General features: G+C 28.9%; 14 protein-coding genes. 13 read left to right on the forward strand and 1 reads right to left on the reverse strand.

From position 1 onward, the window contains the following. Positions 1 to 127 precede the first annotated feature (127 nt). The gene (locus DIC82_08070) at positions 128 to 1,162 is read left to right on the forward strand and encodes a DNA polymerase III subunit delta (GenBank protein ID AWK50979.1); all 1,035 of its coding nucleotides are present in this window, start codon (positions 128 to 130) and stop codon (positions 1,160 to 1,162) included. 105 nt (positions 1,163 to 1,267) lie between these two features. Here DIC82_08070 and DIC82_08075 read toward each other — a convergent pair whose 3' ends face one another. Further along, positions 1,268 to 1,531, reverse strand: coding sequence for a 30S ribosomal protein S20 (locus DIC82_08075; protein ID AWK50980.1), 264 nt, complete (start codon positions 1,529 to 1,531; stop codon positions 1,268 to 1,270). Between the two features lie 172 nt (positions 1,532 to 1,703). Here DIC82_08075 and DIC82_08080 point away from each other — a divergent pair, with 172 nt between their 5' ends. From DIC82_08080 to DIC82_08135, 12 genes are all read left to right on the forward strand, one after another. Further along, positions 1,704 to 2,687 carry a GPR endopeptidase gene (locus DIC82_08080; protein ID AWK50981.1) on the forward strand — a complete coding sequence of 328 codons (984 nt, stop codon included), beginning with the start codon at positions 1,704 to 1,706 and terminating at the stop codon, positions 2,685 to 2,687. Between the two features lie 247 nt (positions 2,688 to 2,934). Beyond that, on the forward strand, positions 2,935 to 3,993 hold the full coding sequence (locus DIC82_08085; GenBank protein AWK53049.1) for a stage II sporulation protein P: 1,059 nt from the start codon (positions 2,935 to 2,937) through the stop codon (positions 3,991 to 3,993). A 752-nt stretch (positions 3,994 to 4,745) separates the two neighbouring features. Then, entirely contained in the window at positions 4,746 to 5,075 is a 330-nt protein-coding gene (locus DIC82_08090) for a hypothetical protein (GenBank protein ID AWK50982.1), read from the forward strand. 527 nt (positions 5,076 to 5,602) lie between these two features. Then, positions 5,603 to 7,408 (forward strand): elongation factor 4, encoded by a 1,806-nt coding sequence (locus tag DIC82_08095; protein AWK50983.1) that lies wholly within the window; start codon positions 5,603 to 5,605, stop codon positions 7,406 to 7,408. 181 nt (positions 7,409 to 7,589) lie between these two features. Then, entirely contained in the window at positions 7,590 to 8,030 is a 441-nt protein-coding gene (locus DIC82_08100) for a hypothetical protein (GenBank protein ID AWK50984.1), read from the forward strand. A gap of 102 nt (positions 8,031 to 8,132) precedes the next feature. Next, entirely contained in the window at positions 8,133 to 9,257 is a 1,125-nt protein-coding gene (locus DIC82_08105; protein AWK50985.1) for an oxygen-independent coproporphyrinogen III oxidase, read from the forward strand. A gap of 356 nt (positions 9,258 to 9,613) precedes the next feature. Beyond that, positions 9,614 to 10,645, forward strand: a complete 1,032-nt coding sequence (locus DIC82_08110) for a heat-inducible transcriptional repressor HrcA (GenBank protein ID AWK50986.1) — start codon at positions 9,614 to 9,616, stop codon at positions 10,643 to 10,645. 38 nt (positions 10,646 to 10,683) lie between these two features. Continuing rightward, on the forward strand, positions 10,684 to 11,292 hold the full coding sequence (locus DIC82_08115) for a nucleotide exchange factor GrpE (GenBank protein AWK50987.1): 609 nt from the start codon (positions 10,684 to 10,686) through the stop codon (positions 11,290 to 11,292). Between the two features lie 87 nt (positions 11,293 to 11,379). Further along, positions 11,380 to 13,227: a molecular chaperone DnaK gene (locus tag DIC82_08120; protein ID AWK50988.1), complete on the forward strand. Its 1,848-nt coding sequence runs from the start codon at positions 11,380 to 11,382 to the stop codon at positions 13,225 to 13,227. Positions 13,228 to 13,563: 336 nt separating this feature from the next. Further along, the gene (gene dnaJ, locus DIC82_08125) at positions 13,564 to 14,685 is read left to right on the forward strand and encodes a molecular chaperone DnaJ (protein AWK50989.1); all 1,122 of its coding nucleotides are present in this window, start codon (positions 13,564 to 13,566) and stop codon (positions 14,683 to 14,685) included. A gap of 346 nt (positions 14,686 to 15,031) precedes the next feature. Continuing rightward, a complete protein-coding gene (locus DIC82_08130; protein ID AWK50990.1) occupies positions 15,032 to 16,582 on the forward strand; it encodes a ferredoxin--nitrite reductase in 1,551 nt (516 codons plus the stop codon). A gap of 189 nt (positions 16,583 to 16,771) precedes the next feature. Continuing rightward, a complete protein-coding gene (locus tag DIC82_08135) occupies positions 16,772 to 17,428 on the forward strand; it encodes a tRNA (guanosine(46)-N7)-methyltransferase TrmB (protein AWK50991.1) in 657 nt (218 codons plus the stop codon). The last annotated feature ends 182 nt before the right edge of the window (positions 17,429 to 17,610 follow it).

The following is a 17,610-nucleotide window of genomic DNA, read 5'->3' on the forward strand; positions in this document are numbered from 1 at the left end:
GAACAAGTTGTACCAAAAATACTAGATTCAAAAGGAAGCGCACACAGAGAAATTTGGAAGAACGAAATGTAAAATTTCGATTTGGGGTATTTATATAAAGTTATTTTTATATGAGAGGAAAATTAAATTGATTAATTATGAAGTTTATGAACAAGAAATTGAAAAAGGTAATGTGAAAAATGGATATATATTTTGTGGATTAGATGAAGAGCTTATTAAGGATGGGATAAGTCTAATTATTAAAAGAGAAGTATCTGAAGAGTTTAAAGAACTTAATTTAATAAGAATAGATGGTATGAATACGAGTTTTGATGATATTATGAATGCTTGTGAAACAATGCCTTTTATGAGTGAAAAAAAAGTTGTTGTTATTTATAGAGCAAGTTTTTTGCAGGACAAAAGTGATTCTACAGGTACTAAAATATATAATGATATTAAGAAATATGTAGAAAATCTACCGCCTGATACTATTTTGATAATGTATTATTTATTAAATGATAAGAGAGATAGACCTAACAAAAATAAAAAATTAACGACTATAAGTAAGTTTTTACCTATAGTATATTGTGATAAGCTAAAGAAAGATAAATATTTAAAAAAGGTTTCGGAGATATTTAAAGAAAAAGGAAAGCAAATTGGAAGAGTTGAATTAATGTATTTTTGTGATAAGGTACAAAGTAATTTTGATATTATAAAAAGAGAGGCAGATAAGCTTATATCATATTGTGAAGGTAGAGATATAAAGAAAGATGATATTAATTTACTTATTTTAAATTCTCATGAAGATGATATTTTTGATTTAGTAGAATTAATAGCTGTAAGGAAGATTGATAAGGCCATAGACATAATGAAAGAAATTTTATATAAATCAGATCAACATATGCTTATAATAAGTGCAATTGAAAAACACTTTTTAAGATTATACGAAATAAAGGTTAAAATTGCTAACGGAAAAAGATTAGATGATATTATATCAGAATATAGATTACCACAATTTGTATGCGAAAAATTAATAACACAAACTAATAGATTTACACAAAAACAATTAATGGAATTAATTAAACTTTGTGTAAAAACAGAAACAAAATTAAAATCCACAGGATTAGACAAAAATATGGAGATGGAATTTCTCCTTATAAATACCCTTACAGTGAAAAAATAAAGAAAAATTTATATCCTAGCCATCAGATAATATGAATCAACCGAGCGCAGTACCCGTAATTTGCGCAAAAAAATAACCCATCTAGTGATAGATGGGTTTTTAAGATTAAGCCATAGCGCTTAACTTTGTAGCTAATCTTGATTTCTTTCTAGCAGCCATGTTCTTATGAACAACTCCCTTAGAAGCAGCCATGTCTAATGACTTAACAACTGATGTATATAAAGTTTTAGCTTCTTCACTATTCTTAGCTTCTACAGCAACTTCAAACTTCTTTATAGCAGTCTTTAAAGCAGACTTAACCATTCTATTGTTTAAAGTTTTAGTTTGAGTAACTTTAATTCTCTTTTTAGCTGATTTTATATTTGCCATTCTTAATTCACCCCCTTAAATTTTTATAGGGTCTCTGCAGTTTTTGGGGAAATCTGCGTACGAGTTCATATTCAACAAACCTTATTATAGCATCAGAGGTTATGTAATTCAAGTATTAAATTCAAAGAAAAAGGAAAAATAAAACTGACTAAATATATAATGAGGTGTTTATATGATAAATGTTAGAACAGATCTAGTACTTGAAGCAAGGGAAATATATAAAGAAAACCATAAGGCAGAAGGAGATATCGATGGAATTGAAGTTATTGAAGAAAGTGAAAAGAATATTAAAGTAACTACAGTAAAAGTAAAAAATGAAGAAGGAGCTCAAAAAATTGGAAAACCAAAAGGGAATTATGTAACTATAGATATTCCTGATTTTACTGCTTATGATGGAGAAACTATGGACAGAGTTTCTGAGGTGGTATCAGAAATTTTAGGAAGATTAATTAACATGGATACTAAAAAAACTGCATTAATTGTGGGACTTGGAAATTGGCAAGTAACTCCAGATGCTTTAGGTCCAAAAGTAACAGAAAAAATAATGGTAACAAGACATTTGCAAACAGTAATGCCCGAAGCAATTGACGACTCTGTTAGACCTGTTTGTTCGATAGCTCCAGGAGTATTAGGAGTTACAGGTATTGAAACAGTGGAAATAATTAAGGGAGTTGTGGAAAAAATCAAACCGGATTTAGTAATATGTATAGATGCACTAGCTGCAAGAAGGGTTCAAAGAGTAAATACAACAATTCAAATTGGTGATACAGGAATATCACCAGGTGCCGGAGTTGGAAATAATAGAAAGCAAATAAATGAAGAAACTTTAGGCGTAAAGGTTATTGCTATAGGAGTACCAACAGTTGTAGATGCAATTACAATTACCAATGATACCATAGATTTAGTTGTAGATTCACTAATAAGTCAATCATCAAGTGGAACTGATTTTTATAAAATGCTAAAATCTCTTGATAAAAACGAGAAAGAGAATCTCATTAAGGAAGTAATATCAACAAAAAACAATACAGATATGATAGTTACACCAAAAGATATTGATTTGGTCATAAATTCCTTATCAAAAATAATAGCTAATGGAATAAATATGGCTGTGCAACCTAATATGAATATGGAAGAAATCAATAAGTTTATGGGGTGATTTTGATTGGAAGAATAATTATGTAAATTTATTAATATAATTATAAAGTAAAACTTTTCAGGTGGAATTTTGTATTCCACTTGAATCTGAATTTAGTTTAATAATCCCAATAATGCACATATAGTACCCATAAGGGGCACCTGGTATATGGCTGTGTGGTATTAACTTCTATCTAAAGAGTGGGAGTAGATAAAAAATAGTTATAGACATAATATAAAATAGTACAAGGGGGAATAAGGTGATATATATGATCAGAAGAGAAAGAACAAATAACATTCGAAAAAAAATTAAAGTAAAATCTAATATAAATATAGGTATAGTAGTGCTTATTTTGATTTTAAGTATCTTATTTATAAGACTTGGTAGTGTTTTAAAAGATAATAGAGAAAGAGGAGCCTTTGCTTATGTTGAATTATTAAATTTAGGAATGCCAATAATAGAATCTCAAGCTTACGATGAGGGGAATTATGCTGAAAATAAGCTTTCACTAAAGACAGTTTGCTTTGAAGTATTAGGTTTAAATAATTTTAGTTATAGAGGAATAATACAAAATGAAATTAGTTTTTTTTATAATATAGATGATAATGATACTAAGTCAACTTTTACATTTAATCCATTCCAAGTCAGTGAAGAGAGTATTTCTAAGTTACCTGCAAATAATGATAGTAAAAATACACAAATTTATGATGCAAGTTTAAAAAAGGAAATAAATAAGTCAAAGCCAGAAATATTAATTTATCATAGTCATACTACTGAAAATTATAATGCAACAGAACCAGAAAGTTTAGATGAAAATACAAATGTGGTTGGAGCAGGGGATGTTCTTTCTAAGGAACTTGAAGAAAATTATGGCATTTCAGTAATACATGATAAAACAGATCACTGTATTTCTTATAATGATAGTTATACACGATCTGGAGAAACTGTTGATAAATATTTAAAACAGTATGGAGATTTTAAAATGATTATAGATTTGCATAGAGATTCAATTGAAGATAAGTCTGTGACTACAACGCAAGTTTATGGAATGAATGCATCAAAAATAATGTTTGTAAATGCTAAAAATAGTACAAGATATGGTAAGAATAAAGAACTTACTGAAAAGGTATTTAACAAAACTTCAGAACTGTTTCCAAGTTTACCTATAAAAATATTGACATATAATAGAGGGAAAAATGCGTTTAATCAAAGTAAGAGTGATGGGAGTTTACTTTTTGAAATAGGTTCACATACTAATACTCCAGAAGAGTCAAAAGTTACAGCAGAATGTATGGCTAGAGTAATTGCAGAAATTTTAAACAAATAAATATAGAAGGTGAAAACTGCACTTTGAGTATAATCTGCCGAAAGAAATGGTACTCTGTTGTTTCGGTTACTAAGAGAATATGCTGTGGATTTCTATCAGTAGAAGTTGCACCCATTTATGCATGCTCCCGAGGCAAGCTCAGGACAAGCATAAATGGAACAACTTCTACTGAAGAAATACCTACAGCATATTCTCTAATGTAACACTGCACAACAGAGTACCATTTATTTCTAGTACGGAGTATATTTTAATATTATAAGTATAGATTATAAGGTGAGTATATATAGTTTCTCAATAAAAATTTAAGATGTTCATACAAATACATATGATACTATAAGAGCGATGTCTTGGATATATTTTAAATTTTGAATAAGGACTTCATAAACTTATTAAGTAAAAAGTACAGATTATAATAGGGTAATATTATAAATCATATATATTCTCGAAGATATGCACATATAAAAAAAGTGCGATAGCACAATTAAGAACTTTTACACATATAAAAAAAGTGCGATAGCACAATTAAGAACTTTTACACCTATAAAAATCCTAAGAATTTATTAAGTTATTGTAAAATTCAGGGTAACATAGTATTAGATTAAAAAAACACTTAGGTAGATATAATAATAACATAATATTAGTGAAGTAATGAATAATAGGTTCTAAATATGGAAATAATCTAAATAAAAAGTTAAAGAAAATATTAGGGATAGTTAAAATATGAATTAACTTATTTGAAAAGGGTGTTTTTATTGAAGAATATTTTTAAGGGTTACATATTTAAAAAAGTATTGCCAGCATTTTTAATTTTATTTTTTGTTTTACTTGGAATTATTAAAGTAGATGTGATTAATACTAAAGCATTATCACCTCTTGGAAATACAAATGAAAATTATGAACTTGTAAGTGAAAAATTTGGAGAAGATTTTTCGAATTTTATAAAAGATAATTCATTTCTGAAAATTTATAAAGAATCAGAAAAAGACATATTAGTAAGATTAGGAGAGAATAATTTTAAAATAAAAAATGAATCTGTTTTTATAAATAAAATAGAAGAAATATTAAAAAAAATACACAGCTAAAAAAGGCGCGAAGCGCAACCAAAAACATTTCACCGATAAAAAGTACGCACTACTAAAAGGATACGCACATAAGAAAAAAGCACGAAGTACAACAAAGAACTTATTAAGCACAACCAAAATCATTTCACAAATAAAAAAAGCAAACACTATAAAAAGAGTATGAAGCGCAATCAAGAACTTAAAAAAACTAATAATAACTTATAGCATAAAGAAATTACGAGTAAAAGTGAAAAATGAAATTCGAAGTGAAAATCCAACAGAGTCCAAATTTTATATTTGGCTTCTTGAACTTTCACAGGGCATGACTGCAAGTCATGTTTCCTTTAATATTTCATTATTAGAACTTTCTCCTTGTAGTTTTTATTGATTATTGCCCCCAGGGTACCTAAAGGGCATGAATTGTCAATTGAAAAGTCTATGAAGAGATTTTCTTGTAGCCTTTTTAAATGGATGTATGTTATAATTTAGCTGATTTAATTATAACGGGGGTGAAGGAACTGCCTTAAGTTTAGAAGGCAGTTATGCGTATGAAAAGTGAAAGACAAGAACATATCAGAAATTTTTCAATAGTAGCACATATTGATCATGGTAAGTCAACCCTTGCTGATAGATTACTTGAAACTACAGGAACATTAACTAAAAGGGAAATGGAAGAACAAGTTCTAGATAATATGGATATAGAAAAAGAAAGAGGGATTACAATAAAGTCTCAAGCAGCGAGACTTATATATAAAAGAGACAATGGGGAAGAATATATTTTTAATTTAATTGATACGCCAGGACATGTAGATTTTAATTATGAAGTGTCAAGAAGTTTAGCAGCCTGTGAAGGCGCTATATTGGTTGTTGATGCAACACAAGGTGTTCAAGCTCAAACTCTGGCTAATTGCTATTTAGCATTAGATAATAATTTGGAAATTGCACCAGTAATAAATAAAATCGATTTGCCATCTGCAAGACCAGAAGAAATTAAAAAAGAAATTGAAGATATAATAGGAATAGATGCATCGGAAGCGCCTTTGATATCTGCAAAAACAGGCCTTAATATAGGCGACGTGTTAGAATATGTTGTTAAGAACATACCGGCGCCAGATGGAGACGAAGAAGCACCTTTAAAGGCATTAATTTTTGATTCATATTATGATAGCTATAAGGGCGTTGTGTGTATAGTAAGAGTAATAGATGGAAAAATAAAAATTGGAAGCAAAATTAAGCTTATGGCAACTAATAAATTTTATGATGTTACTGAAGTAGGTGTATTTACTCCAGGAATACTTCCAATTGAGGAATTAAGTGCAGGAGATGTTGGATATGTAACAGCATCAATTAAAAATGTTAGAGATGCTAGAGTTGGAGATACTATAACAGAAGCTAATAGACCAACACAAAATGCACTTGTAGGTTACAAACCTGCTATACCAATGGTTTATTCAGGAATATTTCCAGTTGATGGAGCAAAGTATGATGAATTAAGAGAAGCTCTAGAAAAATTACAAATAAATGATGCCGCATTAAACTTTGAACCAGAAACATCTATGGCTTTAGGATTTGGATTTAGATGTGGATTCTTAGGATTATTGCATATGGAAATAATTCAAGAAAGAGTTGAAAGAGAGTTTAATTTAGATATAATTACAACTGCACCATCAGTTATATATAAAGTAATAAAAACAGATGGTGAAATATTAGAAATAACAAATCCAACTAATTTGCCACCTTTAACTGAAGTGGATTATATGGAAGAACCTGTAGTTAAAGCGTCTATAATCACTCCGAAAGATTATGTTGGATCAGTTATGGAATTATGCCAAGACAGAAGAGGCGTATATATTGATATGGAATATATAGAAGAAACTAGAGCAGTTGTAAAATATGATATTCCACTAAATGAAATAATATACGATTTCTTTGATACTCTAAAATCTAGAACTAAAGGATATGCATCTTTAGATTATGAATTAAAAGGATACATTAGAACCAAGTTAGTTAAGTTAGATATATTATTAAATGCTGAGATAGTTGATGCATTATCAATGATAGTTCCAGAGGAAAGAGCATATCACAAAGGAAGAGGAATAGTTGAAAAATTAAAAGAAGCAATTCCAAGACAAATGTTTGAAGTTCCAATTCAAGCAGCAATTGGAGGTAAAATTATAGCAAGAGAAACTGTAAAGGCTATGAGAAAAGATGTATTAGCAAAATGTTATGGTGGAGACATTTCAAGAAAGAAGAAATTGCTTGAAAAGCAAAAAGAAGGAAAGAAGAGAATGAGACAGGTCGGATCTGTTGAAGTTCCACAAGAAGCATTTATGGCGATCTTAAAAGTAGATTAATATATGAATTAAAATATAATGGGAATATTTTATACATATAATTCATATAAATTAATTTAAATTATAATAAAAAAGCATAAGTGCACAAAATAAAATATATTAAATTTAAGGAATTATTTGTATAATAATAATTAGTATTATGCAAATAATTTTTATTAATAGAAATTCAGGAGGGGTTTATATGTTTTTAAATGAATTAAGTAAAAATGAAGGAATTTCTTTTATGCAATTGGTCAAAGGTCTTATAAATTCAGACAATACCTTCGCAAAAGAAGAAAAAAATCTTTATACTGATTATCTTGAAGAACTAAATATAAAAGAAACTGAAATATTAGACTTGAATTTAAATTCTATATATGAAAATTTAAAAAGTTCTTCTGAAAGAAGCAAAAATATTATTTATTTTGAATTAATAGGTCTTGCTCTTATTGATGGAGAATATGATGAGAAAGAAGTAGAATTTTTAGAAGAAATAGGCGCAAAATTAGAGATAAAACGTAATAAAAGAATATCTTTTGCTAATTATTTCTATAATTTTGTGGATGTATATGGTTTTTCAGTTGTAGATGCAGAAAGTAAAATTACTTTGCTAAAAGAACAAGCAGAAAAATTACTAGCATAAGAATTAATAACCTAAAAAATACTTGTAGTAAATTTAATGATTAAATATTACTGCAAGTATTTTTGTGTTTTTTTATAATTTAAAAAATTGGAGGAGAATTTTATGAAAGAGATTTCTTTATATATACATATTCCGTTTTGTAAACAAAAATGCCTTTATTGTGATTTTCCATCTTATTCTGGAAAAGAAATATTAATGGAGGAATATATAGATGCTCTTAATAGAGAAATATTACAAAAGGCTGAGAAGTATAATATAAATAGCATATTTATTGGTGGTGGTACACCTTCATACTTAAGAGAATCCAATTTACAAAGTCTGTTAGTTACTTTAAATAAATTAAAATTAAAACAAAATTTAGAATTTACAGTAGAATGTAATCCAGGAACATTAAATGGAAGAAATTTAGATATTATGAAAAAATATAATGTTAATAGAATAAGCATGGGATTACAATCTACAAAAAATTCTATTTTAAAGGAAATTGGAAGAATACATAGTTATGAAGAGTTTAAAAACAATTATTTTTTGGCTAGAGATATGGGATTTGACAATATAAATGTAGATTTAATGTTTGGATTGCCAAATCAAACTCTTAAAGATTGGGAAGAATCTTTAGAGGAAATAGCAAAGCTTAAGCCTGCTCATATATCAGCATATAGCTTAATAATTGAAGAAGGAACACGCTTTTATAATTTATATGAACAAGATAAATTGAATTTGCCAGATGAAGATGAAGAGAGACTTATGTATTTATCAACGAAAGATATTTTAAAAAAACATGGATATCACCAATATGAAATATCCAATTTTGCTAAGACAGATAAAGAATGTTTTCATAACAAAACTTATTGGAAATGTAATGAATATTTAGGATTAGGCGTATCAGCTAGTTCATTTATAGATCAAAAGCGAATTAAAAATATAGATAATATTGAGGAGTATATACAAAAGATAAATAGTGGTGAAAATGTAATAGAAGAAATTCATGTAAATGATATAAGTGATGATATGGAAGAATTTGTTTTTATGGGGCTTAGGATGATTGAAGGAATAAAAATAAATGAATTTAAGGAAAGATTTAATAAAGATATATATGAAGTCTATGGCGATGTGATTAAAAAAAATATAAAAAAAGAATTATTAATTTGTAATTCGGAGAAACTAATTTTAAGTTCTAGAGGTATGGAAATATCCAATTATGTTATGAGTGATTTTATATTATAATAGCAAATCTATTCTAAGGCATATAAAAAAGGAATAGGTGGTATGTGTGCTTAATAGACTACTATGAGATTTGCTACTTTACAAAATATACCTCACATCTTGACTTGTTATCTTCTGTATATACGCCTAAAAAGACTAGAATGAATATTAAAAAATCATGTGTAAAAATAAGTAATATAGAAAATCAAAGTAAATAGGAGAAATAATGAGAAAAATTGATGAAATCAAATTATTTTTACCTGTAGAAAGCTATAATAAATATAAATGGAATTGACAAAAAACATCATAAATAATATATTAAAAACATAGTCATTAGCACTCGATGTTAATGAGTGCTAACAAAAAGAGGTGAAGTTATGAGTATTGAGGACAGAAAAATAAGAATACTTCAAGCTATTATCAATGACTATATTCGTACAGGAGATCCTGTAGGGTCAAGAACACTTGCTAAAAACTATAACTTAGGTATCGGCTCTGCAACTATAAGAAATGAAATGGCTGATCTTGAAGATATGGGATACTTAGAACAACCTCATGCTTCTGCAGGAAGAATTCCTTCTAGTAAGGGATATAGATTATATGTTGATAAACTTATGGACAATCAAAGGCTGACAGTTGAGGAAGATTTGAAAATTAAACAATATATAATTGATTCTGCAATGCTTGAAGTAGATAAAATTGTAAAGCAGACTAGTGCATTGTTGTCAGAACTTACTAAATTGACTTGCGTGATTGAATCTCCATCAGTTAAAAAGAGCTTTGTTAAATCAATTCAGCTTATTAAAGTTGATGAATATAATTTAGTATCAGTTTTTTTAACAGATACTGGCCTTATAAAAAATCATATGATTAAGTTGAACAATGGAGTTCCTAAAATTGAAACTTTAATGCGAATAAATCAAGTTATTAATAATAGATTAGTAAATCTTTCAATAGAAGAAATTAATCTAGAAGTAATTAATAATCTAAAAAATGATTTGGGCGAATATGAAGAAATATTTAATGCAATTTTACCTGTTTTATATGAAACATTAAATACAACAAATTCGTCAGAAGTGTTTATGGAAGGAACAACCAATATATTCAATTATGCAGAATATAACGACATTGATAAAGCTAAAGAAATATTATCACTTTTTAACGATAAAGAATCTATAATGGATTTATTTAATCCACAAGATAATATTACAATTAGTATAGGCGATGAAAATTATAAACAACAAGCTAAGGACTGCAGTATAATATCTGCTGAATATTCTTTTAGAGATAGACCAATTGGTAAAATTGGGTTAATTGGACCTAGAAGAATTAATTATTCAAAGGTAATAACAATTATGGCGGAAGTCATAAAAGAACTTAATAATATGTTAAGTAATGAAAAAATATAGATATTAGATTTGAAAGCGAAGAGGTGTGTTTTAAAGATATGAAAAATGAAGAACTGAATAATGAAGAAATTAAAGATGAAACAGTAACTAATGAAAATCAAATTACAAATAATGACCAAATGGAAAATGAGGAATCTAGTGAAACACTTGATGAAGTTTCTGAAAATGAGGGGACTACAGATGGTGAACTAAATATAGTAAAAAAGCAAAAAGACGAAAATAAGAAATTACAAGAAGAATTAGATATGACTAAAGATAGACTTTTAAGAGTGACAGCTGAATATGACAATTATAGAAAAAGAACAACTAAAGAAAAAGAAGGAATATATAGTGATGCATATGTAGATGTATTAAAAGAAATTATTCCAATTATTGATAATTTAGAAAGAGCTGTTGCAGCTGATGGAAGCATAGAAGATTTGAAAAAAGGAATTGAGATGACAATAAAAGGATGTCAAGATTCATTTACAAAGCTTGGAATTGAAGAAATAGATGCTTCGGGAGAATTTGATCCTAATGTTCACAATGCAGTAATGCATATAGAGGATGAAAGTTTAGAAAAAAATGTAATAGCAGAAGTATTCCAAAAAGGATACAAAAAGGATGATAAAATAATAAGACATACAATGGTTAAAGTAGCTAATTAAATTTTAACAATATAGTTAAAAGATAAAAATAATTAAATGCAAAATTCAAATTAAAATAAACTAATAAAGTTTTAGGAGGAATATATTATGGGAAAAATTATAGGAATTGATTTAGGAACTACAAATTCATGTGTAGCAGTTATGGAAGGTGGAGAACCAACTGTTATTGCAAATGCAGAGGGATCTAGAACTACTCCATCAGTAGTATCATTTCAAGCAAGTGGAGAAAGATTAGTTGGTCAAGTTGCAAAAAGACAATCAATAACAAATCCAGATAAAACAATTATCTCAATAAAGAGACATATGGGAACTGGATACAAAGTTGATATAGATGGAAAAAATTATTCACCACAAGAAATTTCAGCTATGGTACTTCAAAAAATCAAAGCAGATGCTGAGTCTTATTTAGGCGAAACAGTAACACAAGCAGTTATAACTGTACCAGCTTACTTTAATGATAGCCAAAGACAAGCAACAAAAGATGCAGGAAAGATTGCAGGCCTTGAAGTTTTAAGAATAATAAATGAACCAACAGCAGCAGCACTAGCTTATGGTTTAGATAAAACAGATAATAATCATAAAATATTAGTTTATGATTTAGGTGGTGGTACTTTCGACGTATCTATTCTAGATCTTGGAGATGGAGTATTCGAAGTATTATCAACTAATGGAGATACAAAACTTGGTGGAGATGACTTTGATGAAAAGATCATGCACTTTATTGCAGATACATTCAAAGCTGAAAATGGAATTGATTTAATGCAAGATAAAATGGCACTTCAAAGATTAAAAGAAGCTGCTGAAAAAGCTAAGATTGAATTATCAGCATCAACTCAAACAAGTATTAACTTACCATTTATTACAGCAGATGCAACAGGTCCAAAACATATAGATTTAACTTTAACTAGAGCTAAATTCAATGAAATTACTAATGACTTAGTTCAAAGATCAATTGAACCAATGAAAAAAGCATTAGCTGATGCTAAACTTTCATTAAGTGACATTGAAAAAATAATCTTAGTGGGTGGATCAACAAGAATTCCTGCAGTAGTAGATGCAGTTAAGAACTTTACAGGAAAAGAACCATCTAAGGGGGTTAATCCAGATGAATGCGTCGCAGTTGGTGCAGCTATTCAAGCAGGTGTATTAACAGGAGAAGTTAAAGATATAGTATTACTTGATGTTACTCCATTAACACTAGGAATTGAAACAGCAGGTGGAATCGCTACTCCATTAATCGAAAGAAATACAACTATACCAACAAAGAAGAGCCAAGTATTCTCAACTGCTGCAGATAGTCAAACATCAGTTGAAATCAATGTAGTTCAAGGTGAAAGACAAATGGCTATGGATAATAAGTCACTTGGACAATTCACACTTTCAGGAATAGCTCCAGCACCAAGAGGAATTCCTCAAATCGAAGTAACATTTGATATAGATGCTAATGGTATTGTTAAGGTATCAGCTTTAGATAAAGGAACTGGAAAAGAAGCTAATATCACAATTACAGCTTCAACTAACTTAAATGATGATGAAGTTGATAAGGCTGTAAAAGAAGCTGAAAAATTTGCTGAAGAAGATAAGAAGAGAAAAGAAAAAGTTGAAACTGCAAACACTGCAGATCAAACAATCTATCAAATAGAAAAAACATTAGGAGAAGTTGGCGATAAAGCTACAGATGAAGAAAAGGTTGGAGTTCAAGCTAAAATTGAAGAGCTTAAGAAGCTTAAAGATAGTGATGATGTAGAAGCTGTTAAAGCTGCAATTGAAGCAGTAAACCAAGCATTCTATCCAATAGCTACAAAGATGTATCAACAAGCTGGAGGAGCAGATGGAGCAGGAGTTGATCCAAATGCAGCAGCTGGAGGAGCTCAAAGTGCACCACATGATGATAATGTTGTAGATGCAGATTTCAAGGTAGATGAAGACAAATAAGATAAATAGGTGACTAAATACTAATTATCTAATATAAGTGAGAATCGAAATTTTATATTTCGCTCTTCGAACTTACCCAGCGAACGTATGTGAGTCGGGTTTCATTAGTGAAATAGGGAAGGCAAACTCGTCTTCCCTTTTTCTAAAGCATAAGAAAAGAACAAGTAAAAGATGTAATGTATATATTGTGCAGGGGAGAGAATACTACTAGTTTATTATATGTACTATTAGCAAGTATTACTAATGCAACATGATACAAAATCGAGTATAATATAACTTGTTATTTTTTAAAATATGCTTAAATTAAAAATAAAACCAGGTGGTGAATATATACAAATGGCAAGTAAAGACTATTATGAATTACTTGGACTTGAAAAAGGTGCAGGTGATGATGAAATAAAAAGAGCCTTTAGAAAATTAGCAGTAAAATATCATCCAGATAAAAATCAAGGAAATGCTGAAGCCGAAGAAAAGTTTAAGGAAATAAATGAAGCTTATCAAATTCTCTCAGATCCTGAAAAGAGAGCTAAGTATGATCAATTTGGATCAGCTGCTTTTGATGGTAGTGGAGGCTTTGGTGGCGGAGGCTTCGATGGCTTTGATATGGGCGGTTTTGGTGATATTTTCGAGTCATTCTTTGGTGGTGGCGGCGGAAATGCTAGAAGAAAGAATGGTCCAGTAAGAGGAAATGATATTGAGTATACAATAACATTAACTTTTGAAGAAGCTGTTTTTGGGGCCGAGAAAGAAATATCAGTTACTAGAAGTGAAAATTGTGAGCAATGTCATGGAAGTGGAGCAGAACCAGGAACTAATTCAAAGACTTGCCCAACCTGTGGTGGTCAAGGACAAGTAAGAGTACAAAGACAAACTCCTCTTGGAAGCTTTGTTTCAACATCAACATGTGATACATGTAGGGGTACTGGTAAAATAATAGAAAAACCATGCTCACATTGTAGAGGAAAAGGTAATGTTAGAAAGACAAGAAATATAAAAGTTAACATACCAGCAGGTGTTGATACAGGAAATGTAATGCCGCTTAGAGGACAAGGCGAGCATGGATTAAGAGGTGGAAGCCCTGGAGATTTATATGTAAAGATTAATGTAACACCATCAAAAGTGTTCACAAGAAAAGGAAATGACGTGTATATAGATGCTCATGTTTCTATGGCTAAGGCTGCCTTAGGTACAGAAATAACTGTATCTACAGTAGATGGAAATGTTAAATATAACGTTCCAGCAGGGACTCAATCAGGAACAATGTTTAGATTAAAAGGCAAGGGTATACAAAGAGTTAATTCAAGTGGAAAAGGAGATCAATACGTGAAAGTTGTAGTTGATATTCCTAAGGCATTGAATAAAGAGCAAAAGGAAGCATTGTATGATTTAATGAGAGCATCAGGTGAAGACTTTGATGAAACTAACGCTCCTAAGAAAAAACTATTTGGAAAAAAATAAATAAGATATCTAAATTAAGCACTTATGTCACTAGATAGTAAGTGCTTTTTTTGATATACTTATAAAGTAAAAAAGTCATATAAAAAGGTAAAAAAGTTATAAAGGCGATGTTTAAAAAATATCAAATGAATAAAAAGGAGGTAGTTACCAAGAATTAATAACATTGCAAGCCCTAAAAGAATAAAAGAATTTCATGGTAAGTTATAATAATTAAAATTATACTAGCTACTTGATTTTTTTAGAAAGTCAAAACCATTGATGTTTGAATGAATTAATAAAGTAACTTATTATTTAAATTTAATAATATTTTTATAGAGGTTTATGGAATTTTGGTGACGGAAGTGATTTGAATAATTTAAAAGAAGAATTATTAGGCGAAATAGAAGGATTTAGAGCATTAGGTCATAAATTTTTAGATGGTGAATTATCTGTTTCAGAATTTAAACATGCATCTGGTGGAATGGGCGTATATGCAGAGCGTAATAAAAAAAGTTTTATGATTAGACTTAGAACGTCCTCAGGCATAACAGATATTGATCAAATGAAATGGCTTTGTAATATGGCAGAAAGACATGGATTAGAAAAGATTCATTTAACTACAAGAGAAGCAATTCAATATCACAACTTATCAATAGATGGAGTTTGTGAAATTATGAGAGAAGCATTAGAACATGACGTATATAGCAGAGGAGCAGGTGGAAATTATCCTAGAAATGTTGCAATGTCTCCTTTAGCTGGAGTTGATAAATTTGAAGCTTTTGATGTAACACCTTATGCATTAGCTGTAAATAAGCATTTTATAAAACAAATAAATACATATAAATTACCTAGAAAAATCAAAGTATCTTTCTCAAGTAGCAATATGGATTCTGGACATTGCAATATTACAGATTTAGGATTTTTAGCAGTTGTAAAAGATAATAAGCAGTATTTTAAAGTTTATTTAGGTGGAGGACTTGGAAGAAATTCTAAGATTGGCATAGAATATGATGAACTTGTAGATCCGAGTGAAGTATTAGATTATGTAGATGCAATGATAAGCCTTTTTATAAAAGAAGGAGATTATGAAAATAAAAATAAAGCTCGTATAAGATATATATTAGAGAGAATGGGTAAAGATGACTTTATAAAATGCTATAAAGAACATTTAAAAATAGTAAAAGAAAAAGAAAATTTAAAGCTAGAAGTATCATCAAAAGAGTATAACAAAGAAGGTAAAGAAATAGACGTAGACCATCAAAGACTATATGAGCAAAAACAAAAAGGATTATATAGTGTTTATTTCCATCCAATTGGCGGTCAAATATATCTTAAAGATTTAAAGATGATCTTAGAAGCTTTAGATAAAATAGATGATGCACAAATAAGACTTACTATGACAGAAGGAATGTATCTTAGAAATTTAAATGGTGAAGAAGCAAAGAAGATGCTAGAGCTTACCCAAGATCTTGGAGGAGAAACTCATTTAGAACAAAGTGTATCTTGTATTGGAGTACCAATATGTCAGATTGGAATTGTAGAAAGTCAAAAAACATTAAATGCTATAATTGATTACTTCAAAGAAAAAGGATATAAGAAAGATGTATTGCCAAGAGTTCACATATCAGGATGTGGAAATTCATGTGGAATACATGAAGCAGCATTAATTGGATTTACAGGAACTCGTAAAAAGGTAGATGGGAATTTAGAAGATGCCTTTGAACTGCATATAAATGGGTCATTCGAAGATAGAAAAGCAAGACTTGGTAAAGTTTATGGCTGTATACTTGCAAAAGAGGTTCCAGAATTTTTATATGAATTAGCTTTACTTTTAGAAAAGAGAAATATTAATTTCCATGATTATGTTGAAAAACATGAAGAAGAATTAATAGGATTAGTAGATAAATATAAAAAATAACAATTAAGGCATATTCCGAAGAATTTATGATAATATTCTTCGGAATATTGTCATATTAGGATATATTTAATGGAATATATCTAAATAAGAATTGTAATGGACATCACAATACCTTTTTTAGATAAAAATTGCAATATAAATTTTTATATGTATAATTATTATGAATGATAAAAGATGGAGTGAATTAACATGAGAATGAGAAAAAAACCATGGGCGAGGCCAGAGTTAGAATGTTGTGACTTTTTTGTTATAAGTCCTAAAGAATATAAAGGTAAATGGAAAGAATCTTTTGGAAATGATAAACCTATATATTTAGAGCTTGGATGTGGAAAAGGAACCTTTATAGCAGTGCATGGCTCTGAAAATTCTAATATTAATTATATTGCTATTGATATAAAAGATGAAGTTTTAGGATTAGCCAAGAGAAATATCGAAGAAGCATATAATGAAAAAAACAAATGTTTGGACAATATAAAGCTAATGGCTCAAGAAATAGGACTTATTAATGAAATGTTAAACGAAGAAGATTTAATAAGTAGAATATACATAAATTTTTGTAATCCTTGGCCTAAGGAAAAACATAAAAAGAGAAGATTAACTCATACAAGACAATTAGAACAATATAAGACATTCTTAAAAAATGAAGGTGAAATTTATTTTAAAACAGATGATGATGAATTATTTGAGGAATCACTTGAATATTTTAAAGAATCTGGGTTTAAAATTACATATATAACTTATGATCTTCATAATAGCGATTTTAAAGGGAATGTTGAAACTGAACATGAAAAAATGTTTACTAAGCAAGGAATAAAAACTAAATTTTTAATTGCTAGTAAGATATAAAATATTTATAAATTACTAGTTGAATAGTGCAAGTAGACGAATTATAATTACTAGAATTTAAGAATTTAAGAATTTAAGAATTTAAGAATTTAAGAATTTAAGAATTTAAGAATTTAAGAATTTAAGAATTTAAGAATTTAAGAATTTAAGAATTTAAGAATTTATAGTTACAATGCGAATTT

This window comes from Clostridium beijerinckii, from assembly GCA_003129525.1.
Lineage (GTDB): Bacteria > Bacillota > Clostridia > Clostridiales > Clostridiaceae > Clostridium > Clostridium beijerinckii_D.